A 22271-nucleotide genomic window follows, 5' to 3' on the forward strand; every position below is an offset into this window, starting at 1 on the left:
TCCGTAATCGCTGCCGCCCGTATGGCGCTTGAAATCGCGAGTATAGGGGCGCACTGGTCGTCTGCACAGCAACTGGCCAGCATTCTGGTAAACTGCCGGCCGTTTTCAATCGAGCAATTGCTGTGACTGCCACCTCTCTTCTGCACCGCGTGCCGGCATGAGTCATGCCGTCGCACGGCTGCGCGCCGAACGCCTGGCACGCAGCAACAAACCCTTCGTCGCACGCGGCTCACGTGCCGAGCGTTGCCCGGGCTGCCGGGTCATCGCCACGCATTGCCTGTGTGACTGGAAGCCCAGTGTCAGTGCCGAGTCGGGCATCTGCCTGTTGATGCACGATACCGAGCCGCTCAAGCCAACCAACACCGGCTGGCTCATCGCTGACCTGATCGAAGACACATCAGCCTTCGGCTGGCTGCGAACCTCGGTAAACGAAGGCTTGCTGGCATTGCTCGATGACCCGCAATGGCAGCCGTACATCGTGTTCCCGGGTGAATTCGTGGCGCCGGAGCGCGTCGTGACGGACGTGGTGCGCTCGCCTGAGAAGCGGCCATTGTTCATCCTGCTCGACGCCACCTGGACCGAGGCGCGCAAGATGTTCCGCAAAAGTCCGTACCTGGAGCGTTTTCCGGTGCTGAGCCTGCAGCCCGAGCAGATGTCGCGCTACCGCCTGCGCCGCTCGCGGCGCGATGACCACTTCTGCACGGCGGAAGTAGCCGCGATGTGCCTGGACCTGGCTGGGGACCACCTCGCCTCACAGGCACTGGATGCCTATCTGGACGTCTTCAGCTTGCACTACCTCAGTGGCAAGCGTCGCCTGCCTCTGGATGAGCAGGATGCTGTTCACCAGCGCCTGCATACCTTCCTATAGTCCAAGGGGCAGCCTACCGGCTTTGGTTCATAATGGCCGGCATGCCGCCGAGGCGGGTTGAACGACTGGCAGGCTGGCTTGACCTTTGCCGTTGCCGCTCGGCATCCTTGGCGCCGATTCCCGCCAACGTGCCCGTGTCGACGGGCCCTTGGTACAGAACAGGATCCTTAGATCGATGGCCACATATGAAATCCTGATTGCCGATGACCACCCGCTGTTTCGCGGTGCACTGCGCCAGGCCGTAACCCTGGGCATGGGCCCGGACGTGCGCCTGGTGGAAGTGGCAAGTATCGCCGAGCTGGAAAACCGCCTGAGCGAGAAGGCAGACTGGGACCTGGTGCTGCTGGACCTGAACATGCCGGGTGCCTATGGTTTTTCCGGATTGGTCCTGCTGCGCGGGCAGTACCCGCAGATACCGGTGGTGATGGTTTCGGCGCAGGAGGAGGCTGCGGTCGTGGTCAAGTCCCGCGAGTTCGGCGCCAGCGGGTTCATTCCCAAATCGAGCACCCTTGAAGTGATTCAGGATGCGGTGCGCAAAGTGCTCGATGGCGACGTGTGGTGGCCACCGCAGGCGTTCGAGAAGGTCGATGTGCCTGCCGAAGCGAAGGCTGCCAGCGAAGGCCTCGCTAGCCTCACGCCGCAGCAGTTTCGGGTGCTGACCATGGTCTGCGAGGGCTTGCTTAACAAGCAGATCGCCTACGAGCTGAGTGTGTCCGAAGCTACCATCAAGGCCCATGTGACGGCCATTTTCCGCAAACTGGGCGTGCGCACGCGCACCCAGGCCGCTTTGTTGCTGCAACAACTTGAATCGGTTGCCAGCACCTGACTGTACGTGGCTTCACGCTTTTTTGACCCTTGCCAGCCTAGTCTGCCGGCCTTTTTGTAGCTAAGCGAACCTCATGACGCCATCACCTTTCAAGGGCCAGACTGGCCTGAAACGAATCCTCAACGCCGCAGGCTATTCCCTGGACGGGCTGCGCGCCGCCTTCAAGGGCGAGGCTGCGTTCCGCCAGCTGGTGCTGCTCAACGTCGTGCTGGTGCCTGTTGCATTCTGGTTGCCGGTAAGCCGTGCGGAGCGGGCGATCATGATCGCGGTGTGCCTGCTTGGACTGATCGTCGAGCTGTTCAATTCGGCGGTGGAGGCGGCGATCGATCGCATTTCTCTCGAACGCCACCCGTTGTCGAAAAACGCCAAGGACATGGGCAGCGCTGCCCAGCTGGTGTCGTTGTGCATGGTGGCGATCGTGTGGGGCGTGATCCTGCTGTAGAGCTGCACCGTGGGGCGCAGCGCCTGGACGGCTCAGGCGATGGGCGGCAGCACGATCTCGTCGCTGCGCGTGACGCCAGCTGTGAAGTGGCGACAGAGTTCCAGAAACTCGCGCATCGCCGAGGTCTGGTATTTCTGCTTGTGCCAGATGAAGTAGAACTGGCGCATCAAGTCCACCTCGGGTGTTTCCACTGCCACCAGGCTGCCTCGGCGAAAGGCATCGCGCAGGGCGAGGCGTGAAATGCATCCGATGCCCAGGCCCGATTCCACGGCGCGCTTGATGGCCTCGGTGTGCTCCAGTTCCAGGCGGATGTCCAGCTGTGCGCGGTGGTGCCGCATGGCCTGGTCGAACGTCAGGCGCGTGCCCGAGCCTTGCTCGCGCAGGATCCAGGCCTCACGGGCCAGCGTGGCGATGTCGGCGCGGCCCTGCCTGGCCAATGGATGTTGAGGGGCGCAGAACACCACCAGTTCATCCGCCACCCAAGGCTGCACCTCAAGGTCCGGATGATTGCAATCACCTTCGATCAGACCCAGGTCAATTTCGTGGTGGGCAACTTGCTGCACGATATGCACGGTATTTTGTACGTGCAGCTTCACCTGGCTTTCGGGGTGTCGCTGCATGAAGCTGCCGATCAGCAGGGTTGCCAAGTAGTTGCCAATGGTGAGCGTAGCGCCCACGGCGAGGGAGCCGAAGCCTGACTTGCCGTTGAGCAGGTCCTCGATCTCCTTGGCCTGGTCCAGTAACGCCACAGCTTGTGGCAGCAACTGGTGACCCAAGGCATTGAGGCTCAGGCGCTTGCCCGCGCGGTCGAACAGCTGGCAACTGCTCTGGCGCTCAAGCTCGGTGATGGAGGTGCTGGCAGCCGACTGCGACAGCGCGAGCACGCTGGCAGCGCGTGAAACGCTCTGGTGCTGGGCGACGGCCACGAAGACCTGCAGTTGACGTAGTGTGAATCGCATATCGATATAACCGATAACACATATCTTGATAATCCAGTTAACAGATATTGTCGCTGCCCCTAAACTATCGCGCAACTCTGCGCCTCGTGCGCGCTGCGACTTTTTTCAGGAGCCCCATTAGATGAGCAACATGAACCACGAACGTGTCCTCAGTGTGCACCACTGGAACGACACGCTGTTCAGCTTCAAGTGCACCCGTGATCCGGGGCTGCGCTTCGAGAACGGTCAGTTCGTGATGATCGGCCTGCAGCAGGACTCCGGCCGTCCGCTCATGCGCGCCTACTCCATCGCCTCGCCGAACTGGGAGGAGCACCTGGAGTTCTTCAGCATCAAGGTGCCCGACGGCCCGCTGACCTCGCAGCTGCAGCACCTGAAGGAAGGCGATGAGATCATCATCAGCAAGAAGCCTACCGGTACGCTGGTGCTCGACGACCTCAACCCTGGCAAGCACTTGTACCTGCTCAGCACCGGCACTGGCCTGGCGCCGTTCATGAGCGTGATCCAGGACCCTGAAACCTACGAGCGTTTCGAGAAGGTGATCCTGGTCCACGGCGTGCGCTACGTGAACGAAGTGGCCTACCGTGAGTTCATCACAGAGCACTTGCCGCAGAACGAATTCTTCGGCGATGCCGTACGCGAAAAGCTGATCTATTACCCGACCGTTACCCGCGAGCCTTTCGAGAATCAGGGCCGTCTGACCGACCTGATGCGCAGCGGCAAGTTGTTCAGCGACATCGGCCTGCCGCCGATCAACCCGCAGGATGACCGCGCGATGATTTGCGGCAGCCCGAGCATGCTCGATGAGACCAGCGAAGTGCTGGACAGCTTCGGCCTGAAAATCTCCCCACGCATGCGCGAGCCGGGCGATTACCTGATCGAGCGAGCGTTCGTCGAGAAGTAAGGCGCGCTCAGCATGACCAGACGGTCCGTTGACCCCGCGTCAACGGACCGTTTTTTTGCCTGCTTCATCACTCAGGCCGCTATTCGACCCGCGTCTGGCCGCTGTAGACCAGCAGCTGCCTGCAACGTTTGCACAGGTACCGACGGCCTTGCCCTACCAGCGCGTGCCGCTGCGCCGTGAACGCAAACTCGCTTTGCGGGCAGGGGCAGCGGTAGAGGTAGCGGGTCACCACGCGGCGCTTGACGGCGTAGTTGTGACAGCGCGCGGGCGGTAGTTCGTAGACGCCGCGCATGATCAACTGCCACTCCTGCCCGTGGGCCTGGATACCTTCGCCGAAGACCTGGTGTGCGACCAAGTGGGCGACCTCGTGCGCCACGGTCTGGCGCAGGAAGTCTTCGTGGTTCTCGCGGTAGAGCTGCAGGTTGAAACGCAGCTTGTTTTCGTGCAGGTGAGCGACCCCGGCTTTTTGCCCGCGCAGCTTGAAACTGATCTGCGGGCGGGGGAAGGCGCGATCGAAAAACCGTTCAGCTTGCTGATAGCAGGTTTCAACGCGTTGGATGAGCAGTTCGGGCATGGGGCAATGAATCCTCTGGCGACCATTATGCCGCAGCGGCAGTGCGCTCACCCAGCCATTGGTCACACGGCGGGTTATTCGAGCGTGATCGCCCTGAAGTCTTTGTCGGAATGCCTACAGCCCAGCTGGAATTGTGCGTAAAATAGCCGGCTTTTGTCACACCTCGCGGATTCAAGCGCTATGGGCACCCTTTCGGTCAACCAGAACAAATTGCAAAAACGTCTGCGTCGTCTCGCCGGCGAAGCCATCACCGACTACAACATGATCGAGGATGGCGACAAGGTCATGGTCTGCCTGTCCGGCGGCAAGGACAGCTACACCATGCTCGATGTTCTGTTGCACCTGCAGAAGGTGGCGCCGATCTCGTTCCAGATCGTGGCGGTGAACATGGACCAGAAGCAGCCGGGCTTCCCCGAGCACGTGCTGCCGGCCTACCTCAAGGAACTGGGCGTCGAGTACCACATCGTCGAGAAGGACACTTACTCGGTGGTCAAGGAGCTGGTCCCGGAAGGCAAGACCACCTGCTCGCTCTGCTCACGCCTGCGCCGCGGTACCTTGTACACCTTCGCCGATGAAATTGGTGCCACTAAGATGGCGCTAGGCCATCATCGTGACGACATCGTCGAAACATTTTTCCTCAACATGTTCTTCAACGGTGCCCTCAAAGGCATGCCGCCAAAACTGCGTGCCGACGACGGCCGTAACGTGGTGATCCGTCCGCTGGCCTATTGCAGCGAGAAAGATATCCAGGCGTACTCGGACATGAAGGCGTTCCCGATCATCCCTTGCAACCTGTGCGGCTCGCAGGAGAACCTGCAGCGTCAGGTGGTCAAGGACATGCTGGTCGAATGGGAGCGCAAGCACCCAGGTCGTACCGAAAGCATCTTCCGCGCCCTGCAGAATGTTGCGCCGTCGCAGTTGGCCGACCGCAATCTCTTCGATTTCACCAGCCTGACGATCGATGAAAACGCCACCCCGCGTTTTCTTGACGTGGTGAACATCTGACTCATGCGTGATTATCAGTGGTTGCACGAGTTCTGCCTGAACCGCTTCGGCTCTGCCCGCGCCTTGGAGGCGGCCTTGCCGCACCCCCGTAGCCCGGAGCAGCTAAGGGCGACCAGCGCTGATCGCTACTTGTCGACCCTTGCCCTGCGTGTATTTCGCGCCGGGCTCAAGCACAGCCTGGTGGATGCCAAGTGGCCGGCCTTCGAGCAGGTGTTCTTCGGCTTCGACCCGGAAAAGGTCGTGCTGATGAGTGCCGAGCACCTTGAGCGGCTGATGCAGGACACCCGCATCATCCGGCACCTGGGCAAGCTCAAGAGCGTGCCGCGCAACGCCCAGATGGTGCTGGACATCGAAAAACAGTGGGGCAGCTTCGGCGACTTCATCGCCGATTGGCCAGTCACCGATATCGTGGGTTTGTGGAAATACCTGACCAAGCACGGCAACCAGTTGGGCGGTTTGTCCGCGCCACGTTTCCTGCGCATGGTCGGCAAGGACACCTTCGTGCCTACCGACGATATGTCGGCAGCGCTGATCGCTCAGAAGGTCATCGATAAGAAGCCCACCAGCCAGCGCGACCTGGCCCTGGTGCAGGACGCCTTCAACCAGTGGCAAGAACAAAGCGGCCGGCCGTTGTGCCAGCTGTCGGTGATGCTGGCCCACACCGTCAATCACTGAGCCGGCGGGGCGGGCCCGCCCCCCATCAGTTGCCTTCGCCGGCCAGGCGCCTTTGGTACTGGAACTTCCAGCGCACATACAGCAGCGCAGCCGTGAACAGCCCCAGGCTGAGCAACAGCTCAAGCCAGCCAGACAGCGCCCGGGCAGGATCGAACGCTGCCACCACCCCCTTGATGAAGTAGATGTTGACCACGAAACAGGCCCAGGCATGAGCCCGGGCGCTGGCGCTTAACATGCCTGGCAATACCAGCAGCAGTGGCAGCAGTTCGATGGCCAGGATCACGCTCACCCGCGCGCCATGCAGGTTGGCGAACCACAGGTTGTTGACCACCAGCAGCGCGATCAACCCCAGCACGAAGGCCAAGCTCAGCGCCCGCGTCACCCGCACCCGGGGTGCCAGCCATGCTTGCGCAGGCAGCGGTTTTCGCGCCTTAGCCACGCGTGGTCTCCAAAGCTTTGGCCGTGGTCGCCAGGCGTTGCCCCAAGGCGCGGCACAAGGCGATTTCGTGCTCATCGAGGTCACGCTTGCCGTCGGCGCCGGCGTGGTGGCTTGCCCCGTAAGGTGTGCCGCCGCCACGGGTCTGGATCAGGGCTGACTCGCTGTAGGGCAGGCCCAGTACCAACATGCCGTGGTGCAGCAAGGGCAGCATCATCGACAGCAGGGTGCTCTCCTGGCCACCGTGCAAGCTCGCGGTGGAGGTGAACACACCGGCGGGCTTGCCCACCAGCTCGCCGCCCAGCCACAAGGGGCTGGTACCGTCCAGAAAGTATTTGAGCGCAGCGGCCATGTTGCCGAAGCGGGTAGGGCTGCCCAGGGCCAGCCCCGAGCAGTGGCGCAGGTCGTCGAGGGTGGCGTAGGGTGCGCCACTGGTCGGCACGTCGGGCGCGACCGCCTCGCATTCGCTGGACACTGCCGGTACGGTGCGCAGGCGTGCTTCCATGCCGCCCAGCTCGATGCCACGGGCGATGTGCCGGGCCATCTCGCTGGTCGAGCCATGGCGGCTGTAGTAAAGCACCAGGATGTAAGGTTCGCTCACGGCAGGATCTCCAGGATTTTTTCGGGTGGGCGGCCGATCACGGCCTTGTCGCCGGCTACCAGAATTGGCCGCTCGATCAGCTTGGGATGGGTCGCCATGGCGTCGATCAGCTGGGCGTCGCTGAGTGTCGGGTCGGCCAGGTTCAGTTGAGCGTAGTCGTCCTCGCCCGTACGCAACAGTTGACGGGGCGGCATGCCCAGCTTGTCCAACAGCGCCTTGAGCGTGGCCACATCGGGGGGTGTTTCCAGGTAGCGCACCACGGTAGGCGCCAGGCCGCGGGCCTCGAGCAGATCCAGCGCGCCGCGGGATTTGGAGCAGCGCGGGTTATGATAGAGCGTCAGGTCAGTCATGTGGGGTCGCATCCGGCAAGGTGTGACCGGTATTCTAACCGCAGCGACTGTCCCATTTGCTCTAAAACTCGAGAAGGATTGACCCATGGCAAGGCGTCTGGCAGCAGTAATGGCCATCACCGCGAGCCTGTTGCTTGGTGGCTGCGGTGCCGATTATGGCGTGGACCAGCATGGCAACACGGTAAAGGCCGAACACCTGGATGGGCACTGGCTGGTGCTCAACTACTGGGCGGAGTGGTGCGGGCCCTGCCGCACCGAAATTCCCGAGCTCAATGCCGCTGCCAAGCAGTGGGCCGCTGACGGCATCAAGGTGGTGGGGGTGAATTTCGATGGCCTGCAAGGCGCGGACCTCAAGCAGGCGGCCGACACGTTGGGCATCGGTTTCACCGTGCTGGCCCAGGACCCCGCCGAGCGCTACGACCTACCCCGCAGCGAAGCGCTGCCGGTGACCTACATCATCGATGACAAGGGCAAGGTGCGTGAGCAGTTGCTCGGTGAGCAGACGCTCGAAGGCTTGAAGGCCAAAATCAAGGCCCTGAAACAGGGCTAACGCTGGCACGGGCGGTGCGAACGGGGCGCTGACCTGTCACGCCAGGCCAGGCCCCGCCCCGTGGGTAACGGGCCGCCTGATCAGCCCTCTTCAGGCCACAGGCGCAGCGGCTTGCCGTCGGTTGGCCACAAGCGCAGTTGCTGATCGGGCGCCAAGTCCCAGCGCGTCACCTTGCCAAGGGCCTGCAGGAAGCGTTTTTCCTGTTCCATCAAGGCCGGTGCACACAGCTTGCGGGTGCTGCCGACGCTGCCAAAACTCAAGCGCCCGCCGTCGAGGGTGTAGGCCGCGAACCAGTGATTGCAGCCTGCATTGCCGTAGGCGCGCCCGTCGCTGCCCAGGGTCATGCTCAAGTGGCTGTCGTCGAGCAGGGGGCGCTCCCCGATCCACTCCAGAACGTAGCTGCGGTCTTGCTGCAGGTCCGAAGGGGCTGTCGCGCAGCCAATCAGGCCGGTGACGATCAGTGCGCTGGTGAGCAGGTGTTTCATTGTGCAGGCTCCTGGCAACGGGGGCAGAGGTGCCGGGCGTCCTGGCTTGCCCAGCCCAGTTCGGCGATGCGGGCGTTGGCTGCAGGCTGACGCGCTGCTTTGCCCAGCTTGGCATCGACCGCAAATTCGAAATCCAGTACCGCATCGCAGCTGTCGCACGCCACTTGCCAGGCCAGAATCTCCAGTTCGTGGAAGACCGGCCCGTTGGCCACGGCAACCCACTGTCCACGCGGGTTGATCAGGTGCCGGACGCTGTCCACGGTCAGGCGCATGGTCAAGTCCTTGCTGCCCTTGAGGGTGACCAGCAGGGTATCGCCCTTGTGCATCGAGCCGCCGTTGCCTGTGACCTGGTAGCGACCAGGCACCAGGGCGCGGCATTCGATCAGCGTGTGCTGCGGGTTGAAGAGGGTGTAACGAAAATCGTGTTCGACCATGGGTCCTCCCTAAATGCCGCGTATCCTAGCATTAACCGGTCACCAGGTTCTGCGCCCTGCCTGCCGCCCAGCTGGCAATGTTCTCGAGGGTCGTCTGGGCAATGGCTTGCAAGGCCTCGTGGGTGAGGAAGGCTTGATGGGCAGTCACGATCACATTGGGGAATGTCAGCAGGCGCGCCAGCACATCGTCCTGCAGGGGCAGGTCCGAACGGTCTTCGAAGAACACTTTGGCTTCTTCTTCGTAGACGTCCAGGCCCAGGTAGCCCAGCTGGCCGCTCTTGAGCGCATCGAGCAATGCCGGCGTATCGACCAGCGCCCCGCGCCCGGTATTGATGAGCATGGCGCCAGGTTGCAGGTGCGCCAGGCTCTGCGCGTTGATCAGGTGCCGGGTGCCTGGCGTCAACGGGCAGTGCAGGCTGATGATGCGTGCCTGGCCCAGCAACGCTGGCAAACTCATGTAGCGCACGCCCAAGGCCTCAAGCTGCGGGTCGGGGCAGGGGTCGTAAGCCAGCAGTTGGCAGCCGAAGCCAGCCATGATGCGCGCGAAGGCCGCGCCGATCTGGCCGGTGCCGACCACCCCGACGGTCTTGCCATGCAAGTCGAAACCGGTCAGGCCGTGCAAGGTGAAGTCGCCTTCCCGTGTGCGGTTGTAGGCCCGATGCAAGCGCCGATTGAGCGCCAGTATCAGCGCCACGGCGTGCTCGGCCACGGCTTGGGGCGAGTAGGCCGGCACGCGCACCACGTCTATCCCCAGTCGCTTGGCCGCAGCCAGGTCGACATGGTTGTACCCCGCCGAACGCAACGCCACCAGGCGCGTACCACCGCGCGCCAGGCATTGCAGCACCGTCGCGTCGAGCTCGTCGTTGATGAAGGGGCAGACCACATCAAAGCCCTGGGCCAGCGGCGCGGTATCGGCCGTAAGTCGGGCGGACTGAAAGTGCAGTGCCACGCCGCCGCCTAGGGCGGCCTGGGTGAAACTCTCCTGGTCATAGTGCTGACTGCTGAAGAGCAGGGCGCGCATGGTGGCTCCTTGTGCATGGGCACTGGTCGGTGGAAAGGGCGGGTGCCTTCAAATACTCAGCCTGGCCTCGGCTGCCAGCCGGCTGATCGCGTTGTCCAGTTCATCGAGCGCCTCCCCAGCCAAGGGGCTGTCCTGTTTGAGCAGGGTTTCGCTGCGTTGGCAGGCGGCACGTAGTTGAGGTACACCGCAGTAGCGAGAAGCGCCGTTGAGCCGGTGCACCTGCTCGATGAGCGTATGACGGTCATGCGCTTCACGCGCACCCAGAATGGCGGCGCGGTCATCTTCCAGCGAGGCCAGCAGCATGCTCAGCATGTCGGCGGCCAGATCGGCTTTGCCTGCCGCCAGGCGCAGGCCTTCGTCATGGTCAAGCACCTTCAACTCGTCAGGCCCGGTGGGCAGGCCCGACGGCATCTGCGGCGACGGGCCAAGGCTCAGGCCGGTCCACTTCATCACCACCTGTGCCAGCTGCCGCTCGCTGATCGGCTTGGTCAGGTAGTCGTCCATGCCGCCATGGAGCAAGGCGCGTTTTTCATTGGCCATTGCGTGGGCGGTCAGCGCAACGATCGGCAACGGGTTGCCGCTCTGGGTGTTTTCCCAGAGGCGAATCTGTTCGGTACAGGCGCGTCCGTCCATGCCAGGCATCTGCACGTCCATCAGTACCAGGTCGAACGGTTCGCTCTGCACGGCCTGTACCGCCGCGTAACCATTGTCGACAGCCGTCACCCGGGCGCCCAGGTCTTCCAGCAAGGTCTGCACCAGCAAGAGATTGGCCGCATTGTCATCCACGCACAGCACCTTTGGCTGGCGCTGCTGGCCCGCCATGGCGCTGACCTCGCCCTGCAACCGGCGGGGCTGGACCATTTCCAGCAGCAGGCGACGCAGCTTGCGTGTGCAGGATGGCTTGGACAACAGCTGACCGTGGCCATTGGACAGGTAAGGGTGATAGAGCGCCTGTTCGGTGGTGGGGCACAGCACCACGCACTGGCAATGATGCCGCTCCAGGTGCTGGTAGTACTGGCCCAGTTGTTCGGGCGCCAGGGAGCCCACGTTGGCGCCCAGCACGGCGAAGTCGAACGGCTGCCCCGCCTGGCTGGCAGCTTGCACCGCCTGCACCAGTTGCTCGTAGGAGGTAAAGACACAGACGCTCAGGCCGCAGTCCTGCAATTGGTGCTCCAGAGCCTGCCGCGCCAGTTCGTGGCCATCGACGATGGCGGCGCGACGCCCGAGCAAGGGCTGCAAAGGGAGCTCCTCGGCATCGTCGTGCGCCTTGGGCAGGTTCAAGCTGATCCAGAATTGCGAGCCCTCGCCAGGGGTACTGTCGACGCCGATCTCGCCACCCATCTGCTCGATCAGGCGCTTGGAGATCACCAGCCCCAGGCCAGTGCCACCTGGCTGGCGGGCCAGGGAGTTGTCAGCTTGGCTGAAGGCCTGGAACAGCGTACGTACGTCTTGAGGCGACAGGCCGATGCCGGTGTCCTGGACACTGATGCGCAACTGGGCGCTGTCCTCGTGCTCGTCCTCGAGCATGGCACGCACGACGATGGTGCCTTCGCGGGTGAACTTGATCGCGTTGCTGACCAGGTTGGTGAGGATCTGCTTGAGCCGCAGCGGGTCACCGATCAGCGAGGAGGGCGTATCGCGGTAGATCAGGCACAGCAGCTCAAGCTGCTTGGCATGGGCCGCCGGCGCCAGGATGGTCAAGGTGTCCTGGATCAGGTCGCGCAGGTTGAAGGGGATGCTGTCGAGCACCAGCTTGCCCGCCTCGATCTTGGAGAAATCGAGAATCTCGTTGATGATCCCGAGCAAGTTGTCAGCTGACTTCTCGATGGTGTTCAGATAGTCCACCTGGCGTGGCATCAGCTCGCTTTTCTGCAGCAGGTGGGTAAAGCCCAGAATGCCGTTGAGCGGCGTGCGGATTTCATGGCTCATGTTGGCCAGAAATTCCGACTTGATCCGACTGGCTTCCAGGGCCTCCTTGCGGGCCATGTCCAGCTCGATGTTCTGGATCTCGATGGTTTCAAGGTTTTGCCGGACGTCTTCGGTGGCCTGGTCGATGCTGTGCTGCAGCTCTTCGTGGGCACTGTGCAGGGTCTCGGCCATGCGGTTGATGCCGTGGGCCAGTTCGTCCAGCTCGTGACTGCCCATGGCCGGCAGGCGTTCCTCCAGGTGGCCGTCCTTGAGCTGGTTGACGGCATGCTTGATGCGCTCGATCGGGGTGTTGATGGCACGGCTCATGCGCAGGGCCAGCAGCCCGCTGACCACCAAACAGGCCAGGATCAGGAGCAGCGTGGTGAAGAGGTTGCGGTAGCCGCGCAGCAAGGTGCCGTCATGGGACAGTTCGATTTCCACCCAGCCCAGCAAGCGTTCGGCTTCGGCAGGCACGGCGTCGGTGGCCAGGTCGCGGTGGTGGCCGAACACCGGCATCAGGTAGCGAGTGGCATCGTTGCCACTGCGTTGTAGCAACTGGGTGCCGCTGCCGCCGCTGGGCGGTTGGTTGAGCATGCTCGGGCCGGCATGGGCCAGCCGACTACGGTCCGGTGTCAGGAAGGCGACGGCGCGTACGTCGGCCTGTTCGAGGGTCTGCGCGGCAATGCGCTCCAGTTGTGCAGGCGCCTTGCGGGCCATGGCCGGGGCTGCCAGCGGCGCCAGCTGCTCGGCCAGCATCTTGCCCCGTTGCAGCAATTGCGTGCGCAGGTCGCTCTGTTGCAGCCAGGTGAAATAGCTGCCCAGTACCAAGGCCATCAATCCGGCTGGCAGCAGCGCCAGCAACAGCACACGGCTGCGAATTCCCAAACGGTCGAGCACACTCGCCTCCTGTCAATGTGCCTGGATGCCGCCTTGCAAGGCGGCCAAGCGGGGACGTTACTCCGCCTCGCCAGCCATTGCACGAGTTAACTCCGTGCGCATGGGCAGCCTGCGCATTGGCATGAGTCCACAGGGCCTGCGCAGTGCGTGGGCAAGGCATTGCACAGGCTTTATAGCTTGCAGCTATATGCACCTCAGATTGCGTGATATGGCGAAGCAGGGTTTGCCGGTATGATGGTCGCCCCTGCCGTCCGGATTGTGAAAGACACCATGACCTTGCAGTATCCAACCATCGCCGATTGCGTCGGCAATACGCCCCTGGTTCGCCTGCAGCGCCTGGCTGGCCAGACCAGCAATACCTTGCTGCTCAAGCTCGAGGGCAACAATCCTGCCGGCTCGGTCAAGGATCGCCCCGCGCTGTCGATGATCGCCCGTGCAGAATCGCGCGGTCAGATCAAACCCGGCGATACGCTGATCGAAGCCACTTCCGGCAACACCGGCATCGCCTTGGCCATGGCGGCGGCAATCAAGGGTTACAAGATGATCCTGATCATGCCCGACAACTCCACGGCCGAACGCAAGGCGGCGATGGCAGCCTACGGCGCCGAGCTGATCCTGGTGACCAAGGAAGAGGGCATGGAAGGGGCCCGCGACCTGGCCCAGCAGCTGGAAGCCGATGGCCGTGGCGTGGTGCTCGACCAGTTCGCCAACGGTGACAACCCGATTGCGCACTACACCAGTACCGGCCCGGAAATCTGGCAGCAGACCCAGGGGCGCGTTACCCACTTCATCAGTTCGATGGGCACTACCGGGACCATCATGGGGTGCTCGCAGTACCTCAAGGAGCAGAACCCTGCGGTGCAGATCGTCGGCTTGCAGCCGATGGAAGGCGCGGCCATTCCGGGTATTCGCCGCTGGCCCCAGGAATACCTGCCAAAAATCTTCGACGCAGCCCGGGTCGATCGCATCGTCGACATGTCCCAGGACGAGGCCGAGCAGACCATGCGCAGGCTTGCTCGTGAAGAGGGCATTTTCTGCGGCGTGTCTTCCGGTGGTGCAGTCGCCGCCATGCTGCGCCTGTCCCGGGAGGTGGAAAATGCCACGTTGGTGGCCATCATCTGCGACCGCGGCGACCGTTACCTGTCCACTGGCCTGTTCGATCCGAGCTAAATGTCCAAGAAGAAAACCAACAGCGGCCTGCGCTTTCAGCCAGCCGGTGGCAATCGTAGTCCCCAGGTTCCCGTGGGCAAGAAGCAACGGCTGGTCGTCGAGCGCCTGTCAGGGGACGGTCGCGGTATTGCCTTCCATGAAGGGCGCACCTGGTTCGTCACCGGCGCCCTGGCAGGCGAGGAGGTCGAGTCGAGGGTGCTCAATGCCCGTGGCAAAGTGGTCGAGGCGCGGCTGGAGCGGGTGCTCCAGGCCAGTCCCGAGCGCCGCGATGCCCCGTGCAAGTACTACGGCCAGTGCGGGGGGTGCAACCTTCAGCACCTGCCCCACGAGGCCCAGCTAGCGCTCAAACAGCGCACCCTGGCCGAGCAACTGCAACGGGTGGCCGGTGTGCAGCCCGAGCAGTGGGCCGCGCCCTTGACCGGGGCCGCTTTCGGCTACCGTCGTCGCGCCCGTGTGGCCGTGCGCTGGGACCCCAAGACCCGCCAGTTGGCCGTCGGCTTCAGGGCGCAGGCCAGTCAGGACATCGTTGCCATCGATGATTGCCTGGTGCTGGTACAGCCCTTGCAGTCGATCCTGCGTCACTTGCCTACGGTGCTGCGCTCGTTGGTCAAGCCCCAGGCCCTGGGCCATGTGGAACTGTTCAGCGGCACGGCCGAGGCGGTGCTGGTGCGTCATGTCGCGCCGTTGCCGCCCGACGATGTAGCGCGCTTGCAGGCGTTCTGCGCCGAGGCCAACGCGCAGCTGTGGTTGCAGGGTGAAGGCGAGCCGCAGCCGGTGGATGCCACTGGGCCGTTGGGTTTCGTCCTGGCGCCTTGGCAGCTGCAGCTGGACTGGCGCCCCGGCGACTTCGTGCAGGTCAATGCCCAGGTCAATACCGCCATGATCGAGCAGGCCCTGGCCTGGCTCGCTCCGCAGCCCGAAGAGCGGGTACTGGACTTGTTCTGCGGCCTGGGCAATTTTGCCTTGCCGCTGGCACGGAACGCTCGTGAGGTGGTGGCGGTAGAGGGCGTGCAGGCCATGGTCGATCGCGCGGCGGCTAACGCCCGCGGCAACGATGTGCATAACGCGCAGTTTTTTCAGGCCGATTTATCGCAGCCGTTGACGGGCATGGAATGGGCCGCCGAGGGCTTTTCTGCGGTACTCTTGGACCCACCGCGCGACGGTGCATGGGAGGTGGTGCAAGGCATCGCCCGTCTTGGGGCCAAGCGGCTGGTCTATGTATCGTGCAACCCGGCCACACTGGCGCGAGACGCCCAAGTGCTGGTCGGGCAGGGGTACCGGTTAACAAGGGCCGGGATTCTCGACATGTTTCCTCAAACGGCGCATGTCGAAGCCATGGCGTTATTCGAAGTGGGCTAGCCAGCTGGCCCCTTGGTGCGGCTTCCAGGGAATGGCAGCCGTGCGGTGATTGCCAGTGCACCCGCAGGGTGCGCTGTATGGAAAGGTAAAACAAAGATGGTACAGGTGAGAGTGCACCAGCCGGTCAATACCGACGGCAGTATCAATCTCGAAGCGTGGTTGGACCATGTGGTCAGCGTCGATTCGGCGCTCGACCGCGCAGCGCTCAAAGAGGCCTGCGAGTTTGCCCAGGAAGTCGAGAAGAAGGGCAACCCGGCCAAGCATTCCTGGGCCGATGGTACGTCGAGCTATCAGGCAGGTCTTGAGATCGCCGAGATCCTCGCGGACCTCAAGCTTGACCAGGACTCCCTGGTAGCGGCGGTCATCTACCGCGCTGTGCGAGAAGGCAAGGTCACCCTGGCCGAAGTCAGCCAGCGCTTCGGGCCGGTCGTGTCCAAGCTGATCGATGGCGTGCTGCGCATGGCTGCGATCAGTGCCAGCCTCAGCCCCCGCCAGTCGCTGGTGCTCGGCTCCCAGGCGCAGGTCGAGAACCTGCGCAAGATGCTGGTGGCGATGGTCGACGACGTTCGCGTGGCGTTGATCAAGCTGGCCGAACGCACCTGTGCCATTCGGGCGGTCAAGTCCGCTGACGACGAGAAGCGCCTGCGGGTGGCGCGGGAAGTGTTCGACATCTACGCCCCCCTGGCCCACCGTCTGGGTATCGGGCATATCAAGTGGGAACTGGAAGACCTGTCGTTCCGCTACCTCGAGCCCGAGCAGTACAAGCAGATCGCCAAGCTGTTGCACGAGCGCCGCCTGGACCGTGAACGCTTCATCAGCGATGTCATGAACCAGTTGCAGAACGAACTGCTGGCCACCGGGGTGAAGGCGGACATCAGTGGCCGCGCCAAGCACATCTACTCGATCTGGCGCAAGATGCAGCGCAAGGGCCTGGAATTCAGCCAGATCTACGACGTGCGCGCCGTGCGGGTGCTGGTCCCCGAGATACGCGACTGCTACACCGCCCTGGGTATCGTGCACACCTTGTGGCGTCACATCCCCAAGGAATTCGACGACTACATCGCCAACCCCAAGGAAAACGGCTACCGCTCCCTGCACACGGCTGTGATCGGCCCGGAAGGCAAGGTGCTGGAAGTGCAGATCCGCACCCACGGCATGCACGAAGAAGCGGAGCTTGGCGTCTGTGCCCACTGGCGATACAAGGGCACCGACGTCAAGCCCAGCTCAAACCACTACGAAGAAAAGATTTCCTGGCTGCGCCAGGTACTGGAGTGGCATGAAGAACTGGGCGACATCGGGGGGCTGGCCGAGCAACTGCGGGTCGACATCGAGCCCGACCGGGTGTACGTATTCACCCCGGACGGTCACGCCATCGACCTGCCAAAAGGGGCGACGCCCCTGGACTTCGCCTACCGGGTACACACCGAGATCGGCCACAACTGCCGGGGTGCCAAGATCAACGGGCGCATCGTGCCGCTCAACTACAGCCTGCAGACTGGCGAGCAGGTCGAAATCATCACCAGCAAGCATGGCAACCCGAGCCGTGACTGGCTGAACTCGAACCTGGGCTATGTCACCACCTCGCGCGCGCGGGCCAAGATCGTGCACTGGTTCAAGCTGCAAGCGCGCGACCAGAACGTTGCCGCTGGCAAGACGCTGCTCGAACGCGAGCTCAGCCGGTTGGGCCTGCCGCAGGTCGACTTCGAGCGCCTGGCCGAGAAGACCAACGTCAAGACGGCCGAGGACATGTTTGCGTCCCTGGGGGCTGGGGACCTGCGCCTGGCGCACCTGGTCAACGCGGCGCAACAGCTGCTGGAGCCTGAGCGCATCGAGCAGATCGAACTGGTGCCGCGCAAGCCCAGTGGGCCGCGTGGGGGTAAGCGTGGCGATATCCAGATCCAGGGCGTGGGCAACCTGCTGACGCAGATGGCCGGTTGCTGCCAGCCCTTGCCTGGCGATGCCATCGTCGGCTACATCACTCAGGGGCGCGGGGTGAGCATCCACCGCCAGGATTGCGCCTCGGTGTTGCAGCTGGCCGGCAAAGAGCCAGAGCGCATGATCCAGGTCAGCTGGGGGCCGATACCGGTACAGACCTATCCGGTCGATATCGTCATCCGTGCCTATGACCGCCCCGGTTTGCTGCGCGATGTCTCCCAGGTGCTGCTCAACGAGAAGATCAACGTGCTGGCGGTCAACACCCGCTCGAACAAGGAAGACAACACGGCGCTGATGTCGCTGACCATCGAGATTCCCGGTTTGGACGCCCTTGGGCGCTTGCTGGGGCGTATCTCGCAGTTGCCGAACATCATCGAGACACGGCGTAATCGTACGCCCTGAACCACGTGTGCACGATTTGCGGGTAGACCGCCTCACCTGTGGGGCCGGTTTGCCCGCCAAGCCCGACCGTCAAGGACTTGCCTGAATGACCTACACCCTCCAGGACCTGCTTCACCTCATGGCTCGCTTGCGCGACCCGCACTACGGCTGCCCCTGGGACCTGAAGCAGGACTATGCCAGCATCGTCCCGCACACCCTCGAAGAAGCTTACGAGGTGGCGGACACCATCGAACGCGGCGATTTCGAGGACTTGCAAGGCGAGTTGGGTGATCTGCTGTTCCAGGTGGTCTACTACAGCCAGCTTGCTCGGGAGGAGGGCCGTTTCGCGTTCGACGGCGTGGTGGATGGCATCACCCGCAAGCTTATTCGTCGCCACCCGCATGTCTTTCCGACCGGGGACCTGTATGCGCCGCTGGAGACGCCCAGCCTGAGCGATGCGCAGGTCAAGTCACGCTGGGAAGAAATCAAGGCGCAGGAGCGGGCGCAAAAAAGCCGACCAGAGCAGCTGTCGTTGCTCGACGATGTGCCGACGGCATTGCCTGCCTTGTCCCGGGCGGCCAAACTGCAAAAACGTGCGGCCACCGTCGGTTTCGACTGGCCCGAGGCCTTGCCGGTTGTGGACAAGGTGCGTGAGGAACTCGGCGAAGTGTTGCAGGCCATGGCCGACGGGGACAACGATGCGCTGGAAGACGAAGTAGGCGATTTGCTGTTCGCGGTGGTCAACCTGGCGCGTCACTTGAAACATGACCCTGAAAACGCCTTGCGCCGAGCCAATCGCAAGTTCGAGCGACGTTTTCGCTTTATCGAGCAGGCGTTGCGTGACAGCGGCACTGCCATTGAAGATTGTAACCTTGATGCGCTGGACACCCTTTGGGGTGAAGCCAAGCGTCAGGAAAAGAACCTGCCCAGCTGCGGCTGAGCTGTTGCATAAGTGAGTGAACATTCATGAGCCTTTCCCTTCGCGACCAATTGCTCAAAGCCGGGCTGGTCAACCAGAAACAGGTTTCTCAGGCCAACAAGGCTGAAAAGAAACAGAAGCGCCTGGAGCACAAAGGCCAGGTCGACGTGGACGATACCCAGCAGCGGCTGGCCAAGGAAGCCATGGCTGAAAAGGCCAAGCGTGATCAGGCGCTCAACCGTGAACAGCAGGAAAAAGCTGAAAAGAAGGCACGCGCCGCGCAGATCAAGCAACTGATCGAAGCGACCCGCCTGCCCAAGCTCACGACCGAGGATTACTACAACTTCGTCGACGACAAAAAGGTCAAACGTATCGCGGTCAACGCCCTGATGCGCAGCAAGTTGAGCAATGGTGCGCTGGCGGTGGTGTCCTACGGGGGCGGCTATGAGGTCATTCCCCGCGAGGCTGCCGTCAAGATTCAGGAACGCGACCCGGGCCGGGTATTACTGCTCAATACCCATGTCGAGGAAGCCGATGACGACGATCCGTATGCGGCGTACAAGATCCCTGACGATCTGATGTGGTAACGCTGCAAGGCCCTGTCTGATCGTGAATCTGTTAGGCAGGGCCGCATTGTGTGCGCTGGGCCGCGAGGCGGCCCCTGGCACCACGACGACTATTCACGTCATGGTTTTTCTGAAGATCGCTGTCACTGCGTCGTGCGCTGCTTTTCCAGGTCTTCCAGTTCGACACGGTACTGTTGCGCCTCGTGCTCGTTGTGGAACATCCCGACCAACTGGCCCTGCTGGTGCACATCCCAGATCCGCACGCCTGCGGCCAGGCCTTCGTGGGACATTTTCGATTCGTCGCGTTCGGTCACTTGAACTGTCATCGTTAAACTCCACTTTTTCGGGTTGGGTGCGACAGTCTGTCGCACGCCTTATTTATAGAGTTTGTTAGCAGCCTAAGTAAATAAAACGGTCATGAAACAAGTTTCATGTAGCCATGGCATGCCCTGGCGCGACTGCCTTATGCCCGGCCAAAGAAAAGCCCCGCACAGGGCGGGGCTTTGCGTTGATTACGGCTAAACGCCGACAACCTCGAACATTAGTTACCTTTGACCGACTTGCCATCGACCGTGCCGTCCTGCAGGACGATCACGTATTCCTTGCCATCGGTTTCCACTTGGCGCAATTGCACCAGCAGGTAGTCCCAGTTCTTGGCAAACCATAGCTCGGTGATGCGCTTGCTCTGGCTTGGATCACGCACACGTTCGACCTTGACGGCATCCACCTGGCCGGTCTTGGTGGTGACTTTTTCGGTGCCCAGCACGCGGAAGTCATAGGTATCGATCTCGTCACCATCGACCACCTGATAAGTCATGCTCTTCTTGCCTGCGGCGACATCGTGCTGCAGCGCCAGTTGATAGGACGACTTGTCGAGCACCCCACGGTTGAGCGGCAGGGTGATGGCATCGCCACGATCGCTACCGGTCACTTTCTTGGCAGCCCAATCGAAGTTCAAGTCGACCTTCTTGGCCTTGCCAAGACCGCCGCGCTCGAAGTGGTAACGCTGCGGCAGCAAGGTATCGTTTTCCAGGCGCAACGAGCTTTGCTCGGTCAGGCTGGCGATCATCATTGACGCCTTGAAGTTCAGGTCCCAAGTGCCATCGGCATTCTTGACCAGGCTACGTTCGGCGGTGCCGCTCATGGGCAGTTGCTTCCAGTCGGCGGTGTAGCTGGCCGAGAACGGCTTCAGGTCTGCTGCCTGGAGGGGCAGGGCAAGCACGGCAAGAGCCAAGAGCATGGCGCGACGCATAGTATCTCCTAGGATCGAATCAAATGACCGCTGGCCGACAGGGGCTGGCCATCCAGTAATGCACCTTGTTCGCCAAGACGCAAGCGGCCGTTGGCGAACCAGTGAACAGCCATTGGGTAGATGACGTGTTCCTGTGCGTGAACCCGCTGAGCCAGGCTTTGGACCGTGTCATCGGGTGCCACCGGCACGACAGCCTGTACGACCAACGGGCCCCCATCGAGTTCCTCGGTGACGAAATGGACACTGCACCCATGCTCGGCATCCCCTGCTTCCAGGGCGCGTCGATGGGTGTGCAACCCTTTGTAGCGAGGCAGCAGCGAAGGATGGATGTTGAGCAGGCGACCCTGGTAGTGGCGCACGAAGCCGCCACTGAGGATACGCATGAAACCCGCCAGCACCACCAGGTCCGGGGCGAACCCATCGATACACGCCACCAGGGCCGCATCGAAGGCTTCGCGGCCTTCGAATTCGGTATGGTCGAGTACTGCGGTTTCGATACCGGCAGCGGCTGCGCGCTGCAGGCCGTAGGCATCGGCGCGGTTGGAGATGACCGCGCCGATGCGCACGGCGCTGTCCGGGATGGCGCTGCTGTCGATCAGCGCTTGCAGGTTGCTGCCGGAACCCGACAGCAGTACCACGACATTGCAGGGCTTGCTCGGCATCAGTGTGCCTTGAGGTTCTGCAACTCGACCTGAGCAGCGCCCTCTGCGGCCTCGGTGATATGGCCGATGACCCAAGGCTGTTCGCCGGCGTTGCGCAGTTCGCTCAGGGCAGTTTCGACCTGGTCCTGGCCTACGCAGATCACCATGCCCACGCCGCAGTTGAGTACGCGGTGCATTTCATGCTCGTCGACGTTGCCCTTTTCCTGCAGGAAATCGAAGACGGCTGGGCGCTGCCAGCTGGCCACGTCGATGACCGCCTGGGCATTGGCCGGCAATACGCGCGGGATGTTGTCCAGCAGGCCGCCACCGGTGATGTGGGCCATGGCCTTGACTGCGCCAGTGTTCTTGATCAGTTGCAGCAGCGGCTTGACGTAGATGCGCGTTGGCGCCATCAGCAGGTCGGTCAGTGGCTGGCCGTCGAGCTGGGTGCTTTCGACGTCGGTGCCCGAGACTTCGAGGATCTTGCGGATCAACGAGTAACCGTTGGAGTGCGGGCCCGAGGATGGCAGAGCGATGAGCGCATCACCGGTGGCCACGCGCGAGCCGTCGATGATCTCGGCCTTTTCCACTACACCTACGCAGAAGCCCGCCAGGTCGTAGTCCTCACCTTCGTACATGCCCGGCATCTCGGCGGTTTCGCCGCCGACCAGCGAGCACCCCGCCAGTTCGCAACCTGCGCCGATACCGGTGACCACGGTAGCCGCCACGTCCACGTTCAGCTTGCCAGTGGCGTAGTAATCCAGGAAGAACAGCGGTTCGGCGCCGCAAACTACCAGGTCGTTCACGCACATGGCGACCAGATCCTGGCCGATGCTGTCGTGCTTGTTCAGGTTCAGCGCCAGGCGCAGCTTGGTGCCCACGCCGTCGGTGCCGGAGACCAGCACCGGCTGCTTGTAGCCGGCCGGGATCTCGCAAAGGGCGCCGAAGCCGCCCAGGCCACCCATGACTTCAGGGCGTGCGGTGCGTTTTGCCACGCCCTTGATGCGTTCGACCAGTGCTTCGCCGGCGTCGATGTCTACACCGGCGTCCTTGTAGCTCAGGGAGGGTTGCTTGCTCATTGATCCAGGCCTTTAGGAGGGAGGGATTCGTAAAAAC

25 protein-coding genes are annotated in these 22271 nt (G+C 62.6%); 12 read left to right on the plus strand and 13 right to left on the minus strand.

Features of this window, described 5'->3' with window-relative positions; genetic code table 11:
* The first annotated feature begins 157 nt into the window (after positions 1–157).
* The 3 genes from CRP40_RS00900 (at position 158) to CRP40_RS00910 (ending at position 2136) form a co-directional block, all read left to right on the plus strand.
* Positions 158–868 (plus strand): tRNA-uridine aminocarboxypropyltransferase, encoded by a 711-nt coding sequence (locus tag CRP40_RS00900; RefSeq protein WP_027913899.1) that lies wholly within the window; start codon positions 158–160, stop codon positions 866–868.
* Between the two features lie 175 nt (positions 869–1043).
* On the plus strand, positions 1044–1694 hold the full coding sequence (erdR, locus tag CRP40_RS00905) for a response regulator transcription factor ErdR (RefSeq protein WP_027913900.1): 651 nt from the start codon (positions 1044–1046) through the stop codon (positions 1692–1694).
* 73 nt (positions 1695–1767) lie between these two features.
* A complete protein-coding gene (locus tag CRP40_RS00910; RefSeq protein ID WP_027913901.1) occupies positions 1768–2136 on the plus strand; it encodes a diacylglycerol kinase in 369 nt (122 codons plus the stop codon).
* 32 nt (positions 2137–2168) lie between these two features.
* On the opposite strand, the gene CRP40_RS00915 is transcribed toward CRP40_RS00910, so the two are convergent.
* Positions 2169–3095: a LysR family transcriptional regulator gene (locus CRP40_RS00915; protein ID WP_027913902.1), complete on the minus strand. Its 927-nt coding sequence runs from the start codon at positions 3093–3095 to the stop codon at positions 2169–2171.
* A gap of 121 nt (positions 3096–3216) precedes the next feature.
* On the opposite strand from CRP40_RS00915, the gene fpr reads away from it, so the two are divergent.
* Positions 3217–3996, plus strand: a complete 780-nt coding sequence (gene fpr / locus CRP40_RS00920; protein WP_023534074.1) for a ferredoxin-NADP reductase — start codon at positions 3217–3219, stop codon at positions 3994–3996.
* Between the two features lie 79 nt (positions 3997–4075).
* Here the strand turns inward: fpr and CRP40_RS00925 are convergent, their stop codons facing one another.
* Positions 4076–4582, minus strand: coding sequence for a SprT family zinc-dependent metalloprotease (locus CRP40_RS00925; protein WP_256203841.1), 507 nt, complete (start codon positions 4580–4582; stop codon positions 4076–4078).
* Between the two features lie 168 nt (positions 4583–4750).
* Here CRP40_RS00925 and ttcA point away from each other — a divergent pair, with 168 nt between their 5' ends.
* Both ttcA and CRP40_RS00935 read left to right on the plus strand, forming a co-directional pair.
* Positions 4751–5575, plus strand: coding sequence for a tRNA 2-thiocytidine(32) synthetase TtcA (gene ttcA, locus CRP40_RS00930; protein ID WP_023534071.1), 825 nt, complete (start codon positions 4751–4753; stop codon positions 5573–5575).
* 3 nt (positions 5576–5578) lie between these two features.
* Positions 5579–6250, plus strand: coding sequence for a DNA-3-methyladenine glycosylase I (locus CRP40_RS00935; RefSeq protein WP_027913904.1), 672 nt, complete (start codon positions 5579–5581; stop codon positions 6248–6250).
* Positions 6251–6275: 25 nt separating this feature from the next.
* On the opposite strand, the gene CRP40_RS00940 is transcribed toward CRP40_RS00935, so the two are convergent.
* The 3 genes from CRP40_RS00940 to arsC are packed head-to-tail and all read right to left on the minus strand — an operon-like array spanning position 6276 to position 7637.
* Entirely contained in the window at positions 6276–6689 is a 414-nt protein-coding gene (locus tag CRP40_RS00940; protein ID WP_027913905.1) for a DUF2069 domain-containing protein, read from the minus strand.
* Positions 6682–7287: an NAD(P)H:quinone oxidoreductase gene (gene wrbA / locus CRP40_RS00945; protein WP_027913906.1), complete on the minus strand. Its 606-nt coding sequence runs from the start codon at positions 7285–7287 to the stop codon at positions 6682–6684. The genes CRP40_RS00940 and wrbA overlap by 8 nt, the downstream gene beginning before the upstream one ends.
* Positions 7284–7637, minus strand: a complete 354-nt coding sequence (gene arsC, locus CRP40_RS00950) for an arsenate reductase (glutaredoxin) (RefSeq protein WP_027913907.1) — start codon at positions 7635–7637, stop codon at positions 7284–7286. Before arsC ends, wrbA begins: the two co-directional genes overlap by 4 nt.
* A gap of 85 nt (positions 7638–7722) precedes the next feature.
* Between arsC and CRP40_RS00955 the strand changes: the two genes are divergently transcribed.
* On the plus strand, positions 7723–8187 hold the full coding sequence (locus tag CRP40_RS00955) for a TlpA disulfide reductase family protein (protein WP_027913908.1): 465 nt from the start codon (positions 7723–7725) through the stop codon (positions 8185–8187).
* An 80-nt stretch (positions 8188–8267) separates the two neighbouring features.
* Here the strand turns inward: CRP40_RS00955 and CRP40_RS00960 are convergent, their stop codons facing one another.
* The 4 genes from CRP40_RS00960 to CRP40_RS00975 are packed head-to-tail and all read right to left on the minus strand — an operon-like array spanning position 8268 to position 12932.
* Positions 8268–8672 carry an META domain-containing protein gene (locus CRP40_RS00960; RefSeq protein ID WP_027913909.1) on the minus strand — a complete coding sequence of 135 codons (405 nt, stop codon included), beginning with the start codon at positions 8670–8672 and terminating at the stop codon, positions 8268–8270.
* A complete protein-coding gene (locus CRP40_RS00965; protein ID WP_027913910.1) occupies positions 8669–9106 on the minus strand; it encodes a hypothetical protein in 438 nt (145 codons plus the stop codon). Before CRP40_RS00965 ends, CRP40_RS00960 begins: the two co-directional genes overlap by 4 nt.
* Positions 9107–9137: 31 nt before the next feature.
* A complete protein-coding gene (locus CRP40_RS00970) occupies positions 9138–10127 on the minus strand; it encodes a 2-hydroxyacid dehydrogenase (protein WP_027913911.1) in 990 nt (329 codons plus the stop codon).
* 48 nt (positions 10128–10175) lie between these two features.
* Complete coding sequence (locus tag CRP40_RS00975) at positions 10176–12932, minus strand: response regulator (protein WP_027913912.1); 2757 nt, start codon at positions 12930–12932, stop codon at positions 10176–10178.
* A 270-nt stretch (positions 12933–13202) separates the two neighbouring features.
* On the opposite strand from CRP40_RS00975, the gene cysM reads away from it, so the two are divergent.
* From cysM to CRP40_RS01000, 5 genes are all read left to right on the plus strand, one after another.
* Entirely contained in the window at positions 13203–14102 is a 900-nt protein-coding gene (cysM, locus tag CRP40_RS00980; protein WP_027913913.1) for a cysteine synthase CysM, read from the plus strand.
* On the plus strand, positions 14103–15461 hold the full coding sequence (gene rlmD / locus CRP40_RS00985) for a 23S rRNA (uracil(1939)-C(5))-methyltransferase RlmD (RefSeq protein ID WP_027913914.1): 1359 nt from the start codon (positions 14103–14105) through the stop codon (positions 15459–15461).
* Positions 15462–15557: 96 nt separating this feature from the next.
* The gene (gene relA, locus CRP40_RS00990; protein ID WP_027913915.1) at positions 15558–17798 is read left to right on the plus strand and encodes a GTP diphosphokinase; all 2241 of its coding nucleotides are present in this window, start codon (positions 15558–15560) and stop codon (positions 17796–17798) included.
* Positions 17799–17883: 85 nt separating this feature from the next.
* The gene (gene mazG / locus CRP40_RS00995; RefSeq protein WP_027913916.1) at positions 17884–18717 is read left to right on the plus strand and encodes a nucleoside triphosphate pyrophosphohydrolase; all 834 of its coding nucleotides are present in this window, start codon (positions 17884–17886) and stop codon (positions 18715–18717) included.
* 26 nt (positions 18718–18743) lie between these two features.
* Positions 18744–19283 (plus strand): DUF2058 domain-containing protein, encoded by a 540-nt coding sequence (locus CRP40_RS01000; RefSeq protein WP_023534063.1) that lies wholly within the window; start codon positions 18744–18746, stop codon positions 19281–19283.
* 122 nt (positions 19284–19405) lie between these two features.
* Here the strand turns inward: CRP40_RS01000 and CRP40_RS01005 are convergent, their stop codons facing one another.
* From CRP40_RS01005 to purM, 4 genes are all read right to left on the minus strand, one after another.
* Positions 19406–19588: a hypothetical protein gene (locus tag CRP40_RS01005; RefSeq protein ID WP_023534042.1), complete on the minus strand. Its 183-nt coding sequence runs from the start codon at positions 19586–19588 to the stop codon at positions 19406–19408.
* A gap of 215 nt (positions 19589–19803) precedes the next feature.
* Positions 19804–20514: a DUF3108 domain-containing protein gene (locus CRP40_RS01010; RefSeq protein ID WP_027913917.1), complete on the minus strand. Its 711-nt coding sequence runs from the start codon at positions 20512–20514 to the stop codon at positions 19804–19806.
* An 8-nt stretch (positions 20515–20522) separates the two neighbouring features.
* Positions 20523–21176 (minus strand): phosphoribosylglycinamide formyltransferase, encoded by a 654-nt coding sequence (purN, locus tag CRP40_RS01015; protein ID WP_027913918.1) that lies wholly within the window; start codon positions 21174–21176, stop codon positions 20523–20525.
* Positions 21176–22234, minus strand: coding sequence for a phosphoribosylformylglycinamidine cyclo-ligase (purM, locus tag CRP40_RS01020; protein ID WP_027913919.1), 1059 nt, complete (start codon positions 22232–22234; stop codon positions 21176–21178). Before purM ends, purN begins: the two co-directional genes overlap by 1 nt.
* Positions 22235–22271: the final 37 nt, after the last annotated feature.

It is taken from the genome of Pseudomonas sp. URMO17WK12:I9, from assembly GCF_900230165.1.
Classification (GTDB): domain Bacteria; phylum Pseudomonadota; class Gammaproteobacteria; order Pseudomonadales; family Pseudomonadaceae; genus Aquipseudomonas; species Aquipseudomonas fulva.

Bases quoted from the DNA above. Each gene is read 5' to 3' on its own strand.
- erdR (WP_027913900.1), top strand. From the start codon at position 1,044: ATGGCCACATATGAAATCCTGATTGCCGATGACCACCCGCTGTTTCGC.
- CRP40_RS00960 (WP_027913909.1), bottom strand. From the start codon at position 8,672: ATGAAACACCTGCTCACCAGCGCACTGATCGTCACCGGCCTGATTGGC.
- cysM (WP_027913913.1), top strand. From the start codon at position 13,203: ATGACCTTGCAGTATCCAACCATCGCCGATTGCGTCGGCAATACGCCC.
- CRP40_RS00900 (WP_027913899.1), top strand. From the start codon at position 158: ATGAGTCATGCCGTCGCACGGCTGCGCGCCGAACGCCTGGCACGCAGC.
- CRP40_RS00965 (WP_027913910.1), bottom strand. From the start codon at position 9,106: ATGGTCGAACACGATTTTCGTTACACCCTCTTCAACCCGCAGCACACG.
- mazG (WP_027913916.1), top strand. From the start codon at position 17,884: ATGACCTACACCCTCCAGGACCTGCTTCACCTCATGGCTCGCTTGCGC.
- CRP40_RS01010 (WP_027913917.1), bottom strand. From the start codon at position 20,514: ATGCGTCGCGCCATGCTCTTGGCTCTTGCCGTGCTTGCCCTGCCCCTC.
- CRP40_RS01005 (WP_023534042.1), bottom strand. From the start codon at position 19,588: ATGACAGTTCAAGTGACCGAACGCGACGAATCGAAAATGTCCCACGAA.
- CRP40_RS00915 (WP_027913902.1), bottom strand. From the start codon at position 3,095: ATGCGATTCACACTACGTCAACTGCAGGTCTTCGTGGCCGTCGCCCAG.
- CRP40_RS00955 (WP_027913908.1), top strand. From the start codon at position 7,723: ATGGCAAGGCGTCTGGCAGCAGTAATGGCCATCACCGCGAGCCTGTTG.
- purN (WP_027913918.1), bottom strand. From the start codon at position 21,176: ATGCCGAGCAAGCCCTGCAATGTCGTGGTACTGCTGTCGGGTTCCGGC.
- arsC (WP_027913907.1), bottom strand. From the start codon at position 7,637: ATGACTGACCTGACGCTCTATCATAACCCGCGCTGCTCCAAATCCCGC.
- CRP40_RS00910 (WP_027913901.1), top strand. From the start codon at position 1,768: ATGACGCCATCACCTTTCAAGGGCCAGACTGGCCTGAAACGAATCCTC.
- CRP40_RS00970 (WP_027913911.1), bottom strand. From the start codon at position 10,127: ATGCGCGCCCTGCTCTTCAGCAGTCAGCACTATGACCAGGAGAGTTTC.
- relA (WP_027913915.1), top strand. From the start codon at position 15,558: ATGGTACAGGTGAGAGTGCACCAGCCGGTCAATACCGACGGCAGTATC.
- CRP40_RS00935 (WP_027913904.1), top strand. From the start codon at position 5,579: ATGCGTGATTATCAGTGGTTGCACGAGTTCTGCCTGAACCGCTTCGGC.
- CRP40_RS01000 (WP_023534063.1), top strand. From the start codon at position 18,744: ATGAGCCTTTCCCTTCGCGACCAATTGCTCAAAGCCGGGCTGGTCAAC.
- rlmD (WP_027913914.1), top strand. From the start codon at position 14,103: ATGTCCAAGAAGAAAACCAACAGCGGCCTGCGCTTTCAGCCAGCCGGT.
- fpr (WP_023534074.1), top strand. From the start codon at position 3,217: ATGAGCAACATGAACCACGAACGTGTCCTCAGTGTGCACCACTGGAAC.
- ttcA (WP_023534071.1), top strand. From the start codon at position 4,751: ATGGGCACCCTTTCGGTCAACCAGAACAAATTGCAAAAACGTCTGCGT.
- purM (WP_027913919.1), bottom strand. From the start codon at position 22,234: ATGAGCAAGCAACCCTCCCTGAGCTACAAGGACGCCGGTGTAGACATC.